The 18,967-nt window shown below is 75.6% G+C and carries 13 protein-coding genes and 1 riboswitch; of the genes, 9 read left to right on the forward strand and 4 right to left on the reverse strand.

What is annotated here, in order from left to right; genetic code table 11:
* Window positions 1–42: 42 nt before the first annotated feature.
* Window positions 43–226: riboswitch (cobalamin riboswitch) on the reverse strand.
* Window positions 227–409: 183 nt separating this feature from the next.
* From J2S44_RS40145 to J2S44_RS40155, 3 genes are all read right to left on the reverse strand, one after another.
* The gene (locus J2S44_RS40145; protein WP_310428430.1) at window positions 410–664 is read right to left on the reverse strand and encodes a type B 50S ribosomal protein L31; all 255 of its coding nucleotides are present in this window, start codon (window positions 662–664) and stop codon (window positions 410–412) included.
* 25 nt (window positions 665–689) lie between these two features.
* Window positions 690–1,949 carry a GTP-binding protein gene (locus J2S44_RS40150; RefSeq protein ID WP_310428432.1) on the reverse strand — a complete coding sequence of 420 codons (1,260 nt, stop codon included), beginning with the start codon at window positions 1,947–1,949 and terminating at the stop codon, window positions 690–692.
* Between the two features lie 816 nt (window positions 1,950–2,765).
* Window positions 2,766–4,391, reverse strand: coding sequence for a P-loop NTPase family protein (locus J2S44_RS40155; RefSeq protein WP_310428434.1), 1,626 nt, complete (start codon window positions 4,389–4,391; stop codon window positions 2,766–2,768).
* Between the two features lie 96 nt (window positions 4,392–4,487).
* Here J2S44_RS40155 and J2S44_RS40160 point away from each other — a divergent pair, with 96 nt between their 5' ends.
* The 7 genes from J2S44_RS40160 to J2S44_RS40190 all read left to right on the forward strand — a co-directional run bounded on the left by J2S44_RS40160 (window position 4,488) and on the right by J2S44_RS40190 (window position 16,139).
* Entirely contained in the window at window positions 4,488–4,745 is a 258-nt protein-coding gene (locus tag J2S44_RS40160) for a hypothetical protein (RefSeq protein WP_310428436.1), read from the forward strand.
* Between the two features lie 224 nt (window positions 4,746–4,969).
* On the forward strand, window positions 4,970–6,553 hold the full coding sequence (locus J2S44_RS40165; RefSeq protein WP_310428438.1) for a pectate lyase family protein: 1,584 nt from the start codon (window positions 4,970–4,972) through the stop codon (window positions 6,551–6,553).
* A gap of 149 nt (window positions 6,554–6,702) precedes the next feature.
* Window positions 6,703–7,683, forward strand: coding sequence for an AAA family ATPase (locus tag J2S44_RS40170; RefSeq protein ID WP_310428440.1), 981 nt, complete (start codon window positions 6,703–6,705; stop codon window positions 7,681–7,683).
* A gap of 3 nt (window positions 7,684–7,686) precedes the next feature.
* Window positions 7,687–8,832 (forward strand): DUF58 domain-containing protein, encoded by a 1,146-nt coding sequence (locus tag J2S44_RS40175; protein ID WP_310428442.1) that lies wholly within the window; start codon window positions 7,687–7,689, stop codon window positions 8,830–8,832.
* Window positions 8,829–10,964 carry a transglutaminaseTgpA domain-containing protein gene (locus J2S44_RS40180; RefSeq protein WP_310428444.1) on the forward strand — a complete coding sequence of 712 codons (2,136 nt, stop codon included), beginning with the start codon at window positions 8,829–8,831 and terminating at the stop codon, window positions 10,962–10,964. Before J2S44_RS40175 ends, J2S44_RS40180 begins: the two co-directional genes overlap by 4 nt.
* Complete coding sequence (locus tag J2S44_RS40185) at window positions 10,961–13,207, forward strand: endo alpha-1,4 polygalactosaminidase (RefSeq protein ID WP_310428446.1); 2,247 nt, start codon at window positions 10,961–10,963, stop codon at window positions 13,205–13,207. The genes J2S44_RS40180 and J2S44_RS40185 overlap by 4 nt, the downstream gene beginning before the upstream one ends.
* A 13-nt stretch (window positions 13,208–13,220) precedes the next feature.
* Entirely contained in the window at window positions 13,221–16,139 is a 2,919-nt protein-coding gene (locus J2S44_RS40190; protein WP_310428448.1) for an NACHT domain-containing protein, read from the forward strand.
* A 13-nt stretch (window positions 16,140–16,152) separates the two neighbouring features.
* Here the strand turns inward: J2S44_RS40190 and J2S44_RS40195 are convergent, their stop codons facing one another.
* Window positions 16,153–17,064 (reverse strand): NAD(P)/FAD-dependent oxidoreductase, encoded by a 912-nt coding sequence (locus tag J2S44_RS40195; RefSeq protein WP_310428450.1) that lies wholly within the window; start codon window positions 17,062–17,064, stop codon window positions 16,153–16,155.
* 89 nt (window positions 17,065–17,153) lie between these two features.
* Between J2S44_RS40195 and J2S44_RS40200 the strand changes: the two genes are divergently transcribed.
* Window positions 17,154–18,005 carry an AraC family transcriptional regulator gene (locus tag J2S44_RS40200; RefSeq protein WP_310430128.1) on the forward strand — a complete coding sequence of 284 codons (852 nt, stop codon included), beginning with the start codon at window positions 17,154–17,156 and terminating at the stop codon, window positions 18,003–18,005.
* 52 nt (window positions 18,006–18,057) lie between these two features.
* Window positions 18,058–18,936, forward strand: coding sequence for a hypothetical protein (locus J2S44_RS40205; protein ID WP_310428452.1), 879 nt, complete (start codon window positions 18,058–18,060; stop codon window positions 18,934–18,936).
* Window positions 18,937–18,967: the final 31 nt, after the last annotated feature.

The raw sequence follows: 18,967 nt of genomic DNA on the forward strand, positions 1-18,967 counted from the left end.
AGGGGGCCTCTCGGGTCTGGAGACCCTGATCGCGAGAGTCCAATCGACAGCGGTGAGCCGACAGGTCTTCGGACTCGGGGTCAGCCGGCGGCACGGCCTTCCCAGGAAGAAGCTCCCCAGTGGCGTTGTCGTGCCGCCGTCGCCCTTACCGCTGCGCGCCAGTCCCGGATTCGCACCGGAGTTCCCTGGCATCCGTCGGGATGCGGTCGACTCGCGCCGGACACTAGCACACGCGGTCCGCCGGCCGGTTCCGGCGACCGGCGGACCGCGACGCCCGTCACCCGCGACGGCTGTTCAGCCGCGACGGCTGTTCACCCGCGACGGCTGTTCAGCCGCGACGGCTGTTCACCCGCGACGGCTGTTCAGCCGCGACGGCTGTTCAGCCGCGACGCACGTCGCCGGGACTGTGTCACCGGGGTGTCGTCAGCCCGTACTTGGCGCGGAACTTCTCCACCCGGCCCGCGGTGTCGAGCAGGCGCTGGCGGCCGGTCCAGAACGGGTGGCTGGCGGCGGAGATCTCGACGTCGAGCACCGGGTAGGTGTTGCCGTCCTCCCATTCGACGGTGCGGTCGCTGGTGGCGGTCGACCGGGTGAGGAAGGAGAAGCCGGCGCTGCGGTCGCGGTAGACGACGTAGTGGTAGGACGGGTGGATTCCGGACTTCATGCGGTGGTTCCTTTCGTGGGTACGCCTACGTGAGCGAGGCGGGGGTGAGCGCCGGCAGCGGGAAGCAGCCGGCGAACGGGTCGTCCCAGCCGCGCCAGCCGTCCGCGCCCTCGGCCAGTTCCGGGTCGGTGAGCAGGCAGGCGGTCAGGTCGCGGTGCAGGTCGGCGGCGTCGGTGTCGATCCCGACGAAGGCCAGCCGGGTGTGCCGGTCGCCGTAGTACGGGTCCCAGTCCAGGTCGGCGGCGAGCCGGCGCCGGTCGCCGGCGTGCGCCAGGTGGGCCGGGGGCAGCGCGTCGAGCCAGTGGCCGAGCGCGTGGAGCGACACCGCGCAGCCGGCCGACTCCCAGGCCAGCACCGTGTCCGGCTGACTGGCGATCCAGCAGACGCCGCGGGCCCGTACCGTCTCGCGGGTCACGGTTTCCAGCAGCGCGTGCAGGCGCGCGGGATGGAACGGCCGGCGCGCCCGGAACAGCAGCGACACCACGCCGCAGTCCGGCATCGGCTCGTCCACGCCGACCGGGTATCCCTCCAGGCTGCGGATCAGCGGGTCCGGGATGCCGGGCTCATGCCGCGCCGTTGACGTTGACGTTGACGTTGACGGGAACGTGGCCGGGCCGGCGGGTACGTGCAGGTGTGTCGCCCAGGGCACCAGCCGGTGCAGCAGGATCTGCAGCCGGGCCGTCTCGAGCCCGCCGCCGGGCGCCTCCCCGTGCAGGACGACCGTGTCCGCGTACTCGAGCTGATGGCAGACCACCTCGGCGACGGACCGCCGGTCGTCGTCGGCGGCGTGCAGGCCGCGGTCGGTGAGGTCGTCGGTGCCGTCGAGGTCGTCGAGCAGGTGCGCGGCGTCGGCGACGGTGACGTAGGCGCCGATCCGCAGGTGCCGGTGCGCGGCGTGGTGGTGGGCGTAGGCCTCGGCGAACATCCGCGGCTCGATCGCCTCGGGCAGCACCAGGACCAGATCACGACCGTCGTGGGTACGGGCGAGCCGCTCCAGCAGCGGCAACAGTTCCTCCCGCAGGGTGCAGAACACGCAGCCGTGCACCAGCGTGACCGGCTCGTCCTCCAGGACCGCGGTCGCGGTGGTCACCCGGCGGCGCAGGACCCCGTCCCGGATCCCGGACAGGTCGTGGCTGACCAGCAGCGCGCCCGCCGCCCCGGCCGGCACCGCGCGCGCGACCGCGAGCGTGGCGTCCGGCCGGAAGCCGCAGACCACGGTGAGCGTGGCCCGGGCGTGGCGGTGCCGGGTGTCGGCGTGCGCGGTACGGCGCTTCGGGACGGCCATCGTCGGCTCCTTTCACAGAGCCTAGACGATAACGGTTCCCGTTTTCATTTGTACAGCCGCCGCGCGGTCCACCGACGCGCCACCGCCGACGCGGGAACGGCGCGGTGGGGCCGTCACCGTCCGCGACCTGGGCCGGCGTATTCGCGTCGACGATCCGGCCACCGGCCCGGCCGGCACCGGGCCTCACGCGGGCTGAACGCGCAGACCGGGACGGATGCGGCATACTGCCAGGACGGCATGCCCGGCACGTGCGCGAACCCCTGTCGAAGCTGGCCGCGACTCGTATCCGAACGAGCCGGCGACGCGGGTCAGCATGTCGTCGCCGGGTGCGGAGCCGCTCGGCCGCGAGCACGATCGGCGATCGGCCATGGGCGATCGGCCATCGGGTGAGGTGGGCGATCGACGTCTCACCGGCGCGGGTGCGGAAGCGCGCGGCGAACACCGTGCGGGACGCGCCGGTGAGCGCGGCCAGCGCCCTCGGGTCCAGGCGCGGGCCGGAACGGCGTGCATCGCCGTGAGCGCGCTGCCCCACCGCGAGTCGGCGAACACGGCTCACCGGACCGTGTCGAACGCGGTTCACCAGGCCCTGCCAACCGCGGCTCACCAGGCTGCGTCGGATGCGGCTCGCCGGGCCGTATCAAATGCGGCTTCCCAGGCTGTGTCAGATGTGGCTTGCCGGGTCGTGTCGGCTGCGGCTCACCAGGCTGCGTCGGATGCGGCTCGCCGGGCCGCATCGAATGCGGCTTGCCAGGCTGGGTCGAATGCGGTTCGCCCGGCCGTGTCGGACGTGGCTCAGCTGGTCGTGTCGGACGTGGCTCAGCAGGCCGTGCCGGGTGGCCGGGTGGTGGGCGAGGGGCACCGGTTGCCTGCGGGGGACGGGCGGCTGTCGCCAGGTGGGCCGTCGAAGGCGGCGCCGGTGTCCGGCACGCCGGTCCGGTTGCAGAAGGCCAGGCCGACGACGCTCAGCGACATGATGACGAAGACGGAGACCAGCATCAGCGCGATCCGCCCACCGGTGGCCCGGGTCCGCCGCGGCGCGGCGGTCCGGACGGTCCGAGGCACGGCCGGGCCGAGCCGCCGGATCGGCGCCGGTGGTGGGACGGCCGCGCGGGAGGCGTGCAGCGTCGGATGCAGCAGCTCACGCGCGGCCTCGGCGGTCAGCGCGCCGAGGCCGGCCGGGACCCGGCCGGCGGGCGGCGCGGCGAGCGCGACATCGCCCACGGCGACGACGGCCGAGGCCAGCCTGCGCTCCTCGACGGCGCCGCGCACGGCGGCGAGCCGTTCACCGACGGTGAGCCGTTCGCTGGTGGCGGCCGGTTCGCTGGTGGCGGCCGGTCCATCGGCGCCGACCGCTTCACTGGCGGCGGAGGGTCCACTGGTGGCGGGCGGGCTATCGGTGCCGGTGACCAGCACGACCGGCGCGCCGAGTGCGGCGGCGAGGTCGGTGAGGCTCCAGCCGGCCGGTGCGGCCGCCCCGATGACGAACACGACCCCGTGGGTACGGGCGAGTGCGTCGGCCACCCGGACCGCGTCCGTCCGGCGCAGCGGTCGCCGACCGCCCTCGCGCAGGGTGACCCAGGTGGCCAGGTGCGCGGCCGGACCCGGCGGGGGAGCGCCGGCGGCGCCGATCGCGACGACCGCGACCCGGGCGGTGGACGCGGCCGCGAGCGCGGTGACCGCCGGTACCCAGTCCACCGCGGCGGGAACCGGCACGACCATCCACTGTCCACGCTCCGGCCACGGCGCCGGCGCGGCACCCGGCGGCGTGGCCCGCGGCGGCGTGGCGTCCGTGGCGTCCGTGGCGTCCGTGGCGTCCGTGGCGTCCGTGGCGTCCGTGGTGGCCGCGGTGTCCGCGGCGGTGGACCGCAGCGTGCCCGCGCCGGCGTGCAGGTGTGCGGCCAGGAAGCCGCGGGCGGTCTCCGTGTCCAGCGGCCGCCAGCCGGCCGGGATCCGCCCGACCGGTTCGGCCGGCAGCCGCTCCGGCGCCGAACCGATGGTGACCAGCGCCGACGCCAGGCCGCGGGACTCCAGCGCCTCGACGGTCGTGTAGTTCACGCCGCGTGGGTCGTCGCCGACGACCACCACGGCCGGTGCGCCGAGCGCCGCGGCCAGGTCGGCCGTCGTCCAGCCGACCCGCCCGGCCGGTGCGGTCAGCCCGGCCGTGCCGACGACCAGCACCAGGTCGTGCGTGCCGGAGAACGCGTCCACCACGCGCAGCGCGTCCGCCAGCCGCAGCGGTTCGGTCGCGCCGTCGTGCAGCTCACCCCAGCCGGCGACGTGCGCCAGCAGCGGTTCCGGCGGTGGGCCGGTGACGCCCACCGCGATCACCGCGACCCGCGCCGAGGCGGCCGCGGCCAGCACCGCGGCGGCCAGTGCCCAGTCCGCGGTCGCGGACGTGGGGACAACGATCCAGGTTCCGGTGTCCGGCCATCTCCGTCCCACGAAGATCACCATACGTGAGCGGCCCGTGCGCGCGGATCCGGCGGCCGCGCCTCCCGCGGCGAGCGATCATCGTCGATGTGTTCTACGGTGGTGGCCATGGCTTTCCAGACTCTCGCCGTCGCCGCGACCGCCGCCGTGCTCGGGTTCGCCGGTGTTCCGGCCGGCGAACCGCGGACGTTCGTCGGCGAAGGATCCAGCAGTTTCGGGCTCGCCTACGTGTACGCGCAGGCGGACGCGCTCAGGCAGGCCGGCTGGGCCGGGTACGACGCCGCCGAGTGCGTCGAGACGGACAGCGTCGTCTGGCCGGGCGGATACACCGCCACGGTCTGGTACGAGTGCGTGCACCCGGACTGAGCCGCGCCGGCCCGCCGCCGGGGTGTGACGGCCGGACGCGTCGGGCACCGAGCGGCCCGGGGGAGTCGCGTCCGTACCCGTGGGGAGGTTTTGCGGATCTTTAGGAATGGGTGAAGCGCCTTGCCGGGTGATCCACTCCTTCCTAGGGTCGGGTCGGCGCCGCACGGTGCCGGCTCGAGAAGTCGCGCCCACGACTTCGCATCCGAACGAGAACGAGGCTTCCCATGAAACGCCGAAACGCCCTGCGGCTCCACGCGGTGCTGGTCACGACCGGGGTGGCGGGCATCGCGGCCGCGGTCCTGACCGGTCTGCCGTCGCCCGACGCGTCCGCCGCGACCGGCGCCGCCACCGGCTACGCCGCGCAGAACGGCGGCACGACCGGCGGCGCGGGCGGCACCACCGTCCGGGCCACCACCGGCACCCAGATCCACGCGGCGCTGTGCGGCCGGGCCGCCGGCGACACCCCGATCGTGATCGAGGTCGAGGGGACGATCAACCACGGCAACACCACCAAGGTGTCCGGTGGTAGCTGCAACACGGCGGCCGACCGGATCGAGCTGAAGGAGATCAGCAACGTCACGATCGTCGGGGTCGGCGCCGGTGCGACCTTCGACCAGCTGGGCATCCACATCCGGGACTCCAGCAACATCATCCTGCAGAACCTGACCGTGCGGAACGTCAAGAAGTCCGGCTCGCCGCTGTCCAACGGCGGCGACGCGATCAGCATGGAGAGCAGCGTCCGGAACGTCTGGGCCGATCACCTGACGCTGGAGGCGTCCGGCGGCGAGTCGGAGGGCTACGACGGCCTGTTCGACATGAAGGACGACACCCAGTTCGTCACGCTGTCGTACAGCACGCTGAGCAACTCCGGCCGCGGCGGCCTGATCGGCTCCAGCGAGACCGACACCGGCAACAGCTTCATCACGTTCCACCACAACCTGTACTCGAACATCGACTCCCGGGTGCCGCTGCTGCGCGGCGGCGTGGCGCACATCTACAACAACAGCTACGTCAGCCTCAACGAGTCCGGCATCAACAGCCGGGCCGGTGCCAAGGCGCTGGTGGAGAACAACCACTTCAAGAACTCCAAGGACGTCCTGGGTACGTTCTACACGTCCGCGACCGGGTACTGGCAGGCCCGCGGCAACGTGCTGGACAACGTGACCTGGTCGGCGACGAGCGCGGAGAACCGGCCGGCCGGGCCCGCGATGACGTCGACCACGACGGTGAGCGTGCCGTACACGTACACGCTGGACGGCGCGGACTGCGTGCCGTCGATCGTCAGCCGGACGGCGGGCGCGAACAAGGGCCTGAAGGTGTCCACCGGCGGTTGTGCCACCACCGCGCCGGTCACCTCGGCCCCGGTCCCGGTTCCGTCCGTCACGTCCGCGGCCCCGGTCCCGTCCGGCACCTCCGCTGCTCCGGCGACCTCGGCGCCCGCGCCGGGCGGCACCAACCTCAGCCTCGGCGCCGGCGCGGACGGTTCCAGCAAGGCGAGCGGCAGCAGCTACGGCAACGTCCGCGACGGCAACACCGCCACCCAGTGGTCCCCGAACGGCGCCACCGGCAGCGTCTCGGTCAAGTGGGGCGTCGCGACCACCGTCTCCCGCGTCGTGGTCCGGCCGGGCACCATCGGCACGATCGGCGCCTGGCAGCTGATCAACGGTGACACCGGTGCGGTCCTGAGGTCGGGCACCGGCGCCGGCACGATCACGTTCCCGGCCACCGCGGTCAAGAAGCTCACGTTCGCCGTCACCGGCGCGACCGGCACGCCGTCCGTGTCCGAACTGGAGACGTACGCGTCCTGACCGGCCCCGGTCCACTGCGGAGGGCGGCCACCCGATAGGGGGATTCGCCCGCCGCGGTGGACCCACCTGCCGCGCGTCCCGCCCCGATCCGCCGGGGGAATGCCAGACTCGCCCGATATGAGGCTAAACAGGCAGAACGCGGACATGTGATGGTGGCTCCGGCCGGTACGACGGACGTCGCCTGGGTCCAGGACCGGGTGCGTGACCTCGTCGCCAACGTCGAGCGTGTCGTGCACGGGTGCACCCCGGTGGTCCGGGACGCGGTGGTCTGCCTGCTGGCCGAGGGGCACCTCCTGATCGAGGGGGTGCCCGGCGTTGCCAAGACGACGCTGGCCAAGGCGATTGCGCACTCGATCGGCGCCCGGATGAACCGGATCCAGTTCACGCCCGACCTGCTGCCGTCGGACGTCGTCGGCGTCAACATCTTCGACGACGCCAGCCGGGGATTCGTGTTCCACCGCGGGCCGGTCTTCGCGAACGTCGTGCTCGCCGACGAGATCAACCGGGCGTCGCCGAAGACCCAGTCCGCGCTGCTGGAGGCGATGGGCGAGCGCCAGGTGACCGTGGACGGGCGGACGTACGGGCTGGACGCGCCGCACTTCGTGATCGCGACCCAGAACCCGGCCGACCACCAGGGCACGTACGCGCTGCCCGAGGCGCAGCTGGACCGGTTCATGATGCAGGTGCGCCTCGGTTATCCGGCTCCGGAACAGGAGGTGCGGGTGATCGGCGACGCCATCGGCCGCCGGCTCCCCGCACAGCTCGAACCGGTCACCGGCATCGAGGACCTGATGCGGATGATCGAGGTGACCCGCGCCGTGCACGTCTCCGAGGCGCTGCGCGGCTACATCGTCGCGATCGTCGGCGGGACCCGCACCCGCCCGGACACGGTACGCCTGGGTGCGAGCCCGCGCGCCGGCAACGCGCTGGCGATGGTGGCGCAGGCACGGGCGGTCTCGGAGGGCCGCGAGTACGTGCTGCCCGACGACGTGAAGGCGGTGGCCCCCGCGGTGCTCTGCCACCGGCTGGTGCTCGCACCGGTCGCGGCCATCCAGGGCGTGACCGCCGGCTCCGTGGTCGCGGACCTGCTGGCCTCGGTGCCCGTGCCGCACGCCGTCGCGGGCCGCTGAGCCGTGCCGACCCGCAACGGCTGGTCGGTGGCCGGCGCGGCCGTCGTCCTGCTCGTGGCCGCGTTCCGGCTCGGCTATTCGGAGCTGGCGGTCTTCGGCTTCACCGCGCTCGCCGCGCTGCTGACGGCCGGCGCGTGGATGCTGGTCCGGCCCCGGCTGACGATCGAACGGACGATCCAGCCGCTGCGGGTGACGGCCGGCGAGACGGCCGCCGCGCTGCTGACCGTCACGAACGAGACGGCCCGGCGCTGCCCACCGGTCGTCGCGATCGACGCGGTGGCCGGCGGCGTGACCCGGGTACCGGTGCCGAGCCTGGCCGCGCACGGGACGCACCGGACCGGCTACCCGCTGCCGGCCCGGCGCCGCGGGATCTATCCGGTCGGCCCGCTGACCGTCGAGCACACCGATCCGCTGCGGCTGATGGCGGTCCGCGGTGCCCGTGCGGCCACGTCCACGCTCTACGTGCACCCGGTCGTCGACCCGGTGCGGCCGTTGCCGGCCGGCCGCCGCCCGGAGGAGGACGGCGCGACCTCGAGCGCGGCGCCGCAGGGCGGCATCGCGTTCCACAGCCTGCGCGAATACGTCCACGGCGACGACCGGCGGCTGGTGCACTGGCGGTCGAGCGCCCGCACCGGGCGGCTGATGGTCCGGCACCACACGGTCCCGGACGAGTGCCGGATGACGGTGGTGCTCGACACCAGCGCCGCGGCGTACCCGGACGAGGAGTGCTTCGAGAACGCGGTGCGCGCCGCGGCCTCGGTGTCCGCGGCCGTGCTCCGGGCCGGCTTCGCGCTGCGGCTGCACACCACGGCCGGCGAGACGATGACGGCCTCGGCCGACGGCCACGCGCGCACGGCGATGCTGGACCTGCTCGCCGCCGTGCGCCGGGACGCCGCCGACCCCGGCCTGGCCGCGCTGCTGTCGGTCGTACCCGCGCAGGGCACCGCCGCACTCGGCGTGCTCACCGGCCGGCCCGGTCCCGCGCTGCTCGGCACGATCTCCCGGGTCCGGTCCCGGGCCGGCACGGTGCACCTGGTGCAGTTCACCCGGACCGCGGGGGAACCCGCCCGGCTCCCCGGGGTGACGGTGCTGTCCGCGCGCGACCCGGCGGAGTTCGTCGCCGCCTGGAACGGGCCGGTGGCGCGGTGACGAGGACGGCGGTCGTGCTGCGCGGCGCCGAGGTGGTGCTCGCCGCCGCCGCGGTGGCGGCGACCGTGCCGGCCTACCGGGACTTCTTCGGCACCGGCCACTACCTGGTCCCGCTGCTGGCCGCGACCGGTGCCGGCATCCTGGTCGCCGTCCTCACCGCGGCGCGGCGGTGCGGGACGTCGGTCACCGTCCTGTGCGCGGTCGCCGGGTTCGTCGCGGTCGCCGCCGTGGTGATCCAGCGGGGCCGGGACGTGACGGCGATCGGAACCGGCGTGGCGTACGGCTGGATGCGGATGCTCACCACCGGGCTGCCCGCCGGCGTCGACGGTGAACTGCTGATGCTCCCCGCGCTGCTGGTGTACGCGGCCGGGTTCGGCTCGGCGACCGTGGCGTTGCGCACCCGCGCCGTGCTCGGGCCGCTGCCCTTCCCGCTGCTGCCGCTGCTCGCCGCGCTCCTGCTGACCGCGGGGCAACCGGTGAGCGCGTTCCCGGTGTCCGTGGCGGTGCTGGTGCCGTTGACGGTCCTGCTGCTGGTCCGCGCCGTGCGGCTGGGCGGCGGCGCGGCCCGCGCGCACCTCGTCGACCGGGCGCGCTGGGGACTGCCGGTGGTGGCGACGGCCGTCGCGGCCGGAGTCACCGCCGCGTACCTGGCACCGATCGGGGAGCGGGGCCGGTTCGACCCGCGGGCGTTCGTCCGCGCGCACCTGACCGTCGAGGACGTGGTGACCCCGCTCGCGACGGTCCGCAGCCAGCGGGCGGAGAAACCGGCTCGTGCGGTGTTCACCGTCCGGGTCTCGGGGGCGGGCCTCGACCGGGTCCGGACCGCGGCGCTCGACGACTACGACGGGAGCCTGTGGCGCTCCGGCGACCGTTTCCTGACCGCCGGGCCCATGCTGACCGTGGACCCCGGCATCGCGTCGCCGACCAGGGTCCGCCTCGAGGTGAGCGTCACGGGCCTGGACGGGCCGCACCTGCCGGCCGTCGGATGGCCGCGCCGGGTCACGGCGGGCCGGATCGGGTTCTGCGCCGGATCCGGGGTACTGGCGGCCGCGGCGGAGGACCGCGCGGGGCTGCGCTACGACCTCGACGCGGACGTCCGCTCCCGGGACGACGCGGCCCGGTCCGCCGGTCCCGACCCCGCGGCCGCGGCACGCCTGCGCAGACCACCGCCGGAGGTGCCGGCCGTGCTGACCCGGGCCGCGGAACGGTTCACCGCCGGTGCGTCCACCCCGTTCGCGCGGCTCGAGGCGCTGGAACGCGGCCTGCGATCCATGCCGTACACGCCGACGGCGCCGCCCGGGCACTCCCTCGACCGGCTCGGCCGGCTGTTCACGGACGGACCGGAGCGGACCATGGGCGACGCCGAGCAGTACGCCGCGGCGTTCGCCGTGCTGGCCCGCTCGCTGGGCTTCCCGGCCCGGGTGGTGACCGGCTACCTGCTGCGGCCCGGCGCGGGCCCGGACGCCGTCCACACCGTCCGGACCTCCGACGCGTGGGCGTGGGCCGAGGTGGACATCGCCGGGTACGGCTGGATGACGTTCGACCCGGCCGACGAGCGGAACCGCCGGAATCCCGCGCCGCCGCCGGAGGCCCGCGCGCTCCCGGACGGCGCCCGCACCGCGCCGTCCGGACCCGGTGACCGGGTCGACGCGGCCCGCCCGCCGCAGCCCGCAACCCGGCACCTGGCCGTGACGGACTGGCTGCCGCCGCTGCTGGCGCTGCTGTCCGCCCTGCTGGTCGCGTTGCCGGCCGCGGTCGTGACGGAGAAGTGGCGTCGTGGCCGCGCCCGCCGCCGCGGCTCGCCGGCACACCGGATCGTCGGTGCCTGGAAGCAGAGCACCGGCCGGCTCCGCGAGGCCGGCCTGCCGGTCCACCGCTCCTGGACCCCGTGCGAGACGGCCGCGGCGGCCCGCGACCGGTTCGGTGCGGCGGCCGCACCGGTCGCCACGCTCGCCCCGCTGGTCGCCGCGGCCTGCTACGGCCACCGGTCGCCGGCACCGGAGTCGGCCGACGCGGCGTGGCGTGCCGACCGGGCACTGCGGGCGGCGCTGCGGCGTGACCGGGGATTACTGCGAACGGCCAGGGCCTGGCTGCACCCGGCGTCGCTGTGGCACCGGGCGGACGACAGATGATCACCACGAGGGGGCGCGCCGTGGCCTGGACCGTGGCCGGCACCGTGTGCGTGGTCTGGGCCGCGCTGGCCGGATCCGGCCACGGCTATCCGATCCGGGCTCCCCGGCTGTCGTCCGGTGCCGCGTGGCTGGCCTCGTCGGCCGTCGGCGCGCTGACTCTGCTGGACGGCTCGACCGCGGAGGTGGCCGGGCAGGTGCGGGTCCGGGTGACCGCCGTGGCCCAGCAGGGCACCGACGCGTACGTGGTGGACGCCGTCACCGGTACGGTCCGGCACGTCGACGGCGCGACCATGACGGCCGGGCCCGCGATCACCCCGATCCCCGGTGCCCGAGCCGGATTGCAGGTCCACGCCACCCCGGCGGTCGTCTACGCGATCGACACGGCCTCGCGGCGGATCGCCCTGCTGGAACCGAGGAACCTGGCGACCCGGCGCGCGCCCTGGACGCTCGCGGCCGGCACGACGGGCGGCGTCACCCTGGACCGGGCCGGGCGGCTGTGGCTGAGCGACGCCGCCACCGGGACGGTGTCCGTGGTCACCGCCGCCGGCCGGACGACGGAACACCGGGCGGTGGGCCCGCCCGAGGGGGTGCTGGTGCCGGCCGGCGACCGCCTCGCGGTGGCCGGCGCAACCACGGGCACGGTGGCGCTCCTCGATCCGGAGAGCGGCCGGGTGCAGCGGCGGCCGCTCGCCGGGGCGGGTGCCGGCGGCGTGCGCCCGGCGATCGGTGGCTCACCCGTCCGCCGCCGTCTGCATCTGGTCGCCGACGGCCGGCTCAGCGTCTGCGACCTGGACCGGTCCGGTTGCCGGGCGCCCATCACGCTGGCCGGCGCCGGCCGGTCGCAGGGCGCGCCGGTGGAGGCCGCCGGGCGGCTGTTCGTGCCCGACTACGCCAGCGGCGACGTCCTCGTCGTCGATCCGGACGCCAGGACCACCGTTCTCGCCCGGACCGGGGTGCTCGGCGGGGCGGACCGGCTCACGCTGATCGCGCGGGACGGGATGGTGTTCTTCAACGACCCGGCGAGCGGGCGGGCGGGCGTGATCCGGCCCGACGGCCGGGTGATCGCCGTCGGCAAGTACCGGACCGCGAGGCGGCCCGATCCCCGCGTCACCGTCCCGCCCACCGCGGTGCCGATCCCGCCCTCCGTGGCACCGGCCACGCCCGGCCCGGCGCCGTCCCGCCCGCCCGGCCCGGCACCGTCCCACGCACCGGCCCGCTTCCCGGGGCCGGCCCGGTCCGCGCCGGTCCCGCCGTTACCCGTGTCGGTCCCGTCGTCACTCGCGCCGGGTCCGTCGTCACCCGCGTCGGGTCCGTCGTCACCGGGCCCGTCGTCACCCGGGCCGCGGGTGGCGCCGTCCGGCCCGACCGCCGGCAGCGGGCCGGCCCGGCCCGGATCGGGGCCGCCGAGCGGGTCACCGCGGGCGCCGGCCGGGACCGCGACGGCCACCGCGCCGCCCGGGCGGCCGGCGGGCACGACCGGGCCGACGTCGGCCGGCGGCGCCACGGCCCCCGGTGGCACCCGGATCCCGGGCATGGAGCGCGGGGCGAGGTTCGACTACCAGATCGCGGGCGCCTACCAACCGCAGCCCGGGGTGCGGATGGTCAGCCGGGACCGCGCGGACGCGCCCGTTCCCGGGCTGTTCAACATCTGCTACCTCGACGCCTTCCAGACCCGGCCGCTGGAGACCGACTGGTGGCAGAGCAACCATGACGATCTGCTGCTCCGGGAACGGCCCGGCGGCCGGCATCTGGTCGACCGGCCGTGGGGCATGATCATGCTGGACGTCTCCACGGAGGAGAAGCGCCGGGCCCTGGCCGACATCGTGGGCTCGTGGATCACGGAGTGCGCCCGGGCCGGATTCGACGCGGTCGAGATCGACAACATCGACTCGTACGAGCGGTCCGGTGGCCGGCTGAGCGCCGACTCGGTCGTCGCCTACCTCGAGCTTCTCGCCGGGCGGGCCCATGAGGCCGGGCTGGCGGCCGCGCAGACGAACGCCGCCGGCCTCGGCGACCGGGGACGGCGGGCCGGCCTCGACTTCGCGATCGTCGAGGAGTGCGGCCGGTACGGCGACTGCGCGACCTACCAGGCCGTCTACGGCGACGATCTGATCGACGTCGAGTACCAGCCGGCCGGCCTGACCGCCGCCTGCCGGGTCTCGGGCGGCAGGTTCTCCGTCGTCCTTCGCGACATCGACATGAGCGTCCCGGGAAGCCGGACCTATGTCCACGAAACCTGTTGATCGGGGGGTACGGATGGGACTACCGCCGCCGGGCCGGGCGCTGGCCGGCGTGCTCGCCGCGGTCGGCGTCCCCGCGGCCGTCGCGACCGGGCTGAAACACCTCATCGCCCACCACCCGGCCGCCGCGGTGGCGCTCGTCGTCGCGTACGAGCTGATGCTCGTGGTCGTGGCGCTGTTGATCCGGGCGGCCGGCAAGCCGCTCGACCGGCGCCTCGACCAGCTCGGTGACGCCTTCGACGTCGCGCTGAGCCGGCAGCCGGCCCGGTACCGCCGCCGGTACCGGGCGTACGTGCGGGCGTCGCTGCGGCAACTCGACTCCAAGGGCCTGGCGACGATCGGCCCGTTCTCCCCGGAACTGGGCGAGGTGTACGTCGACGTGGCACTCACGCCGCGCGCACCCGGCGAGGTCCCCACCGGCGCGCTCGCCGAGGAGCCGGCGCAGCTGCCGCCCCGGCGCGCGCTCTCCGACTTCGTCGACCGGGAGCGGCCCGCCGTGCTGGCCGTGCTCGGCGGCCCGGGCTCGGGCAAGACCACGGTCCTGCGGCGGATGGCCTACCGGGCGGTCACCGAGCGGCGCGGCCGGCGCCGGGGCACGCCGGTGATGCTGGCGCTGCGCGACCACGCCCCGGCGATCGTCGCGGACCCGGCGCTGACGCTGCCCGCTCTGCTGCGTACCGCGATGCCGGACACCGAGGTCGCGGAGCCGCCGGGCTGGTGGGCCCGGCGACTCCGGGACGGCGACTGCCTGGTCCTGCTCGACGGCCTGGACGAGATCGCCCGCGCCGAGGACCGCACCGCGGTCGGCGCCTGGATCGAGCGGCAGATGAGCGTCTACCCGCGCAACGACTACGTGGTGACCTCCCGGCCGCTGGGCTACGAGACGGCCCGGATCAGCGGCGCGGACGTGCTGTGGGTGCGGCCGTTCAACGACGGCCAGGTCACCCGGTTCCTGCGCAACTGGTACCTGGCCACCGAACGCCGCGCCACCGGCAGCACCGGACCGCACGTCACGCTGGGCGCCGAGCAGAACGCGGCGGACCTGCTGGAACGCCTCGCGGTCGCGCCGGCGCTCTACGACCTCACGGTCAACCCGCTGCTGCTGACCATGATCGCCAACGTGCACCGCTACCGGGGCGCGCTGCCGGGCAGCCGGGCCGAACTCTACGGCGAGATCTGCCAGGTGATGCTCTACCGCCGGCAGGAGGCGAAGAAGCTCCAGCCCACGGTGGACATCCCGGGTGCCGACAAGGAGACGCTGCTGGCCTGCCTGGCGTACACGATGATGTGTCGCCGGGTGCGGGACCTGCCCCGCGAGGGGCTCCTGGCCGTGCTGCGGACCCAGCTGGCCCGGCTGCCCGGGGACGTCACCGGCGAGGACTTCCTCACCGACGTCGCCAACAACGGGCTGCTCGTCGAGCGCGAACACCACGTCTACGCGTTCGCCCACCACACGTTCGGCGAGTACCTGGCCGCCCGGCACATCGTCACCGGCAACCACTCGCGCACGCTCGTCCGGAACGTCGACGACGCCTGGTGGCGCGAGACCACGCTGCTGTATCTGGCGCTGCCCGGCGTCGACGCGGACCCGATCGTCCGCGCCTGCCTGCGGGCCGGCAGCCTCACCGCGCTCGCGCTCGCCTTCGCGGCCGCGGCCGGCCGCCCGCTCGCGCCCGACCTGCGGCGGCGGCTCGACGACACCCTCATGCTGGCCTTCCGCCCGGACGCGGACCCGGCCCACCGGCGCCTGATCGCCGGCGTGCTGGCCGCCGAGATGCTGTCCCAGTGGATCGCCACCCCGGCCGGCAGCCATGTCTGCCCGCAGCCGATCACCTCCCACCTGTACACGCTGTTCCTGCGGGACACCGGCAACCCGCCGCTGGAAGGCCCGCTGACGGCGCCGCCCGCCCGGGCCGAGATGGTCACCGGCGCCTGGTCCGGCGACGCCCGGGCCTTCACCGCGTGGCTCAACTCGCTGCACGCCGGACCCGCCGTCTACCGGCTCCCCACCGAGGAGGAGGCGCGTTACGTGTCCGGCCGGACCGCGTCCGTGGTCGCGCAGCGGGCCGTGTGGACGATGCGGGAGCCGGACCGGCCGCCCGCGGTCTGGCACCGCGACGACCGGCCTCACGTGCACACCGTCACCGGCGCCGACCTGCGCCGCGCCGTGGCGGCGGACGCCCGGGACACGGACGTCCTGGCGCAGCTGCGCTGGTTCCGGATCCGGGGCGCCGCGATCGCGCTGACCCGCTCGCAGGCCACCGCCGAGACGCTTCCGCTCGCCCGGGAACTCCTCCGGGTCCTCGCACCCGCCGGCGGCCTGCTCGCCGGCCACGTCCGGGACCTGGAACGCGCGCTGCACCCGGTCCTGCCGCACGTCCACGTCCTGGACGCGAACCTCGCACTCGACCTGGCCGCGGCCCTGCGCCGCGCCGGTACGGGTGCGACCGCGCACGACCACGATCGCGCCCTCGGGCACGCGCTCGGCCTCGACGCGCCGGCCGACGCGGACCGCCCGGACCCGTGGCGCCCGCTGGTGGAGGCGGCGTTCCCGCCCGGCGACCGCGCGGGCGCGGCCGGCCACTTCGCGCGCTCGCTGCTGGAGCGGGCCGGCCTCACCGGGACCGCCCGGTTCGTCATCGACCTGGACGCGCTGTCGGCCACCGCGCGGGACGCGTGCGCGCGGCTGCCGACGCCGGTCTCCCGGCGGTTCGCCGAGGCCGTGACCCCGGTGCTGGACCGGCGGTTCGCCGTGGCCGGGACCAGCTGGGCGGCGCTCCGGCTGCCGGCGCTCGTGCTCGCGGCCGAGGCGGAGCACCGCGGTCTCCCGGCGGCCGGCGACCGCTTCCGGCAGCTCGCCGCCGGCCTCACGCTGCTGCAGGAGCGCGCGGACGACCACACCCGGCTGGAGACGATCCTGCTGGCCCGCGCCTGAGCGTGGACCGGGGTCAGTACCCGGCCGTCAGGTGCACGGCGGCGCCGGCACCGGCCAGGTAGCCGGACGCGACCGCGGCGGCCATCGACGGCGGCACGGTGGTGGCCGCGTCGCCGGCGGCGAACAGGCCGGGCACGCCGGTCCGGCACATCGCGTCGACGGTGATCGCCTCCACGCCCAGGTGCTCGTTCGACATGGTGACCGTGGCGCCGAGGTCCCGGGCCAGCGTCGATCGCTGGTACAGGAAGGACTTGACCAGCAGCGCGGTCACGGCGAGCTCGCCACCGCCGGCGAAGGTGACCGCGCTCAGCCGGGGGCCGTCGCCGGTGAGCGCGGCGACCGGGCGCTCGTCCCACCGGACCCGGCCGTCGGTCAGCCGGTCCCGGTCGGCGCCGGACAGCTCGGCGCCGTCGGTCAGCAGCGTGATGTCGTCGGTGTAGGCGCGCAGGTTCAGGGCGCCGTGCACGCCGACCGGCCCGGACGCCAGCACGGCCGTGGGCCGGTCGCGTGTCTCCCAGCCGTGGCAGAACGGGCAGTGGAAGACGTCGCCGCCCCACCGTTCGGCCAGGCCCGGCAGCGCCGGGTAGCGGTAGTCCATGCCGGGCGCGAGCACGAGCGCGCGCGCCCGCTCGCGGCGTCCGTCGCCGAGCGACACCTCGAACGTACCGTCGCCGTGTCGTTCCGCTCCGGTGACGTCGCCGCCGCGCACCTCGACCGACGGGTACGCGGCCAGCTCCGCGCGGGCGGCGGCGTAGTACGCGGCGGGCCGGCGCCGGTCGTGCCCGAGCAGACCGCCGATGCCGGCGGCGGCCAGGTTGCTCTGCCGCCCGGCGTCGATGACCAGGGTGGTACGCCGGGCGCGGGCGAGGGTCAGGCCGGCGCTGAGCCCGGCCGCGCCCGCGCCGATGACGATGCAGTCGTTCATGCCGGTCAGCCAACCGCGTCCGGTGCGCCGGCGCGATGCGGCGGCGTCGCACGGACATGCGCGTAGGTAGCATGACGCCGGTGGACGCGATGAGCCAGGCGATCGCCACGCTGCGGGTGGGCCGCGGCACCGTCCGCCGGTTCCGGCAGTCGGGGGAGTGGGGCCTGAGCTACGCCGGGCTGACCGGCGCCGGCTTCCACGTGCTGCTGCACGGCACGGCCTGGTTGCTGTCCGCGGACCGGCCGGCGGTCGCGCTCGCGCCGGGCGACGTCGTGCTCGTCACCTCCGGCGCCGACCACGGGCTCGCCGCCACGGCCCGGCCGCTGCGCGGGCTGGTGCCGGTCGCGCTCGGCACGGCCGAGCCGGCGTCCGGGCCGGCCGACGCCGAGTTCCTCTGCGGCGCCTACCGGTTGCGGCCGCACCAGCACGTGCACCCGTTCCTGTCCGCGCTGCCGGACCCGATCGTGGTGCGGTCGGCCGGCCCGCCGGACCCGGTCGTGGCGTTGCTCGACGCGCGGCACGCCGCCGGGCCGATCGTCGACGCGGCGCGGTACGCGCTGCTGGACCTGATGATCGCGGACGCGCTGCGCCGGTGGCTGGCGACGACGGCGTGGCCGGTGACGCCGGATCCGGCGGTCACCGCGGCCGTCCGCGCGATCGACGCGGACCCGGAGAACCGCTGGACGGTCCGCGACCTGAGCCGGTCGGCGGGCATGTCCCGGGCCACGTTCACCCGTCGCTTCACGGCCGCGGTCGGCCACCCACCCGCGGCCTACCTGCGCGGTCACCGGCTGCGGTACGCGGCCCGGCTGCTCCGCGAGACCGACGCGCCGCTCGCCACGATCGCCCGCCGCTCCGGGTACGCCACCGAGTCCGCGCTGGCCGGCGCGTTCCGCCGGGAGTACGGCATGGCACCGGGCGCGTTCCGCCGCGCCGGCTGACGGAAGATCTTCGGCGGGGGAACCGGCGCCGGGCCCGCACCGTCCTACCGGCATGCCGACACTCATCCGTCCCGCCGCGCTGCTGCTGACCGCCGCGCTCCTGTTCACCGCCGCCTGTGCGAACGCGGACGACGCCGCGGAACCCGCGGCCGCCGCGCCCTCCGCGGTGCTGCCCGGCGCGCTGGTGCTGCGCGTCGACCACACCGGCGGTTTCGTCGCGCCGGAGACGGTCGCCACCCGGCTGCCGATGATCAGCGTGTACGCGGACGGCCGGGTCATCACCGAGGGGCCGGTCACGATGCAGTACCCGGCCAAGGCGCTGCCGAACGTGCTGCTGCAGCAGATCACGCCCGAGGACGTCACGCAGCTCGTCGAGCGGGCCCGCTCGGCCGGTGTGCAGAACGGCGCCGACCTGGGCCGCCCCGGCGTCACGGACGTGCCGACCACCCGTTTCACGCTGCTGACCGAGGAGGGCCTGCAGGTCACCGAGGCGTACGCGCTGTCCGAGGCGGCCGGTGCCGACGCGGGCCTGACCGCCGATCAGGTGCGCGACCGCCGCCTGCTCACCGAGCTGGTCACCGCGCTGCAGGACCTGCCCGCCACGCTCGGCGCGGACCGGATCGGTGACGCCGTCCCGTACCGGCCCACCGAGATCGCCGCGGTCGCCGCGCCGTGGCGGCCCGACGACACCGTCCCGGGCCAGCCGGAGGTCGCCTGGCCCGGGCCGGAGCTGCCCGGTACCTCCCTCGGCGACGGTCTCGACCTCGGCTGCGTGACCGCGACCGGCCAGGCCGCGGCCGACGTGCTCGCCGCCGCCGCGAACGCCACCGCCATCACGCCGTGGACCTCCGCCGGCAAGAAGTGGACCGTCCACCTGCGCCCGCTCCTACCCGACGAGCACGCCTGCGCCGACCTGACCGGGAAGTCCTGATCCATCGCGGGTCCCCGGCCGGGTCGTGAGT

Source organism: Catenuloplanes niger (assembly GCF_031458255.1).
Taxonomy (GTDB): Bacteria; Actinomycetota; Actinomycetes; order Mycobacteriales; family Micromonosporaceae; genus Catenuloplanes; species Catenuloplanes niger.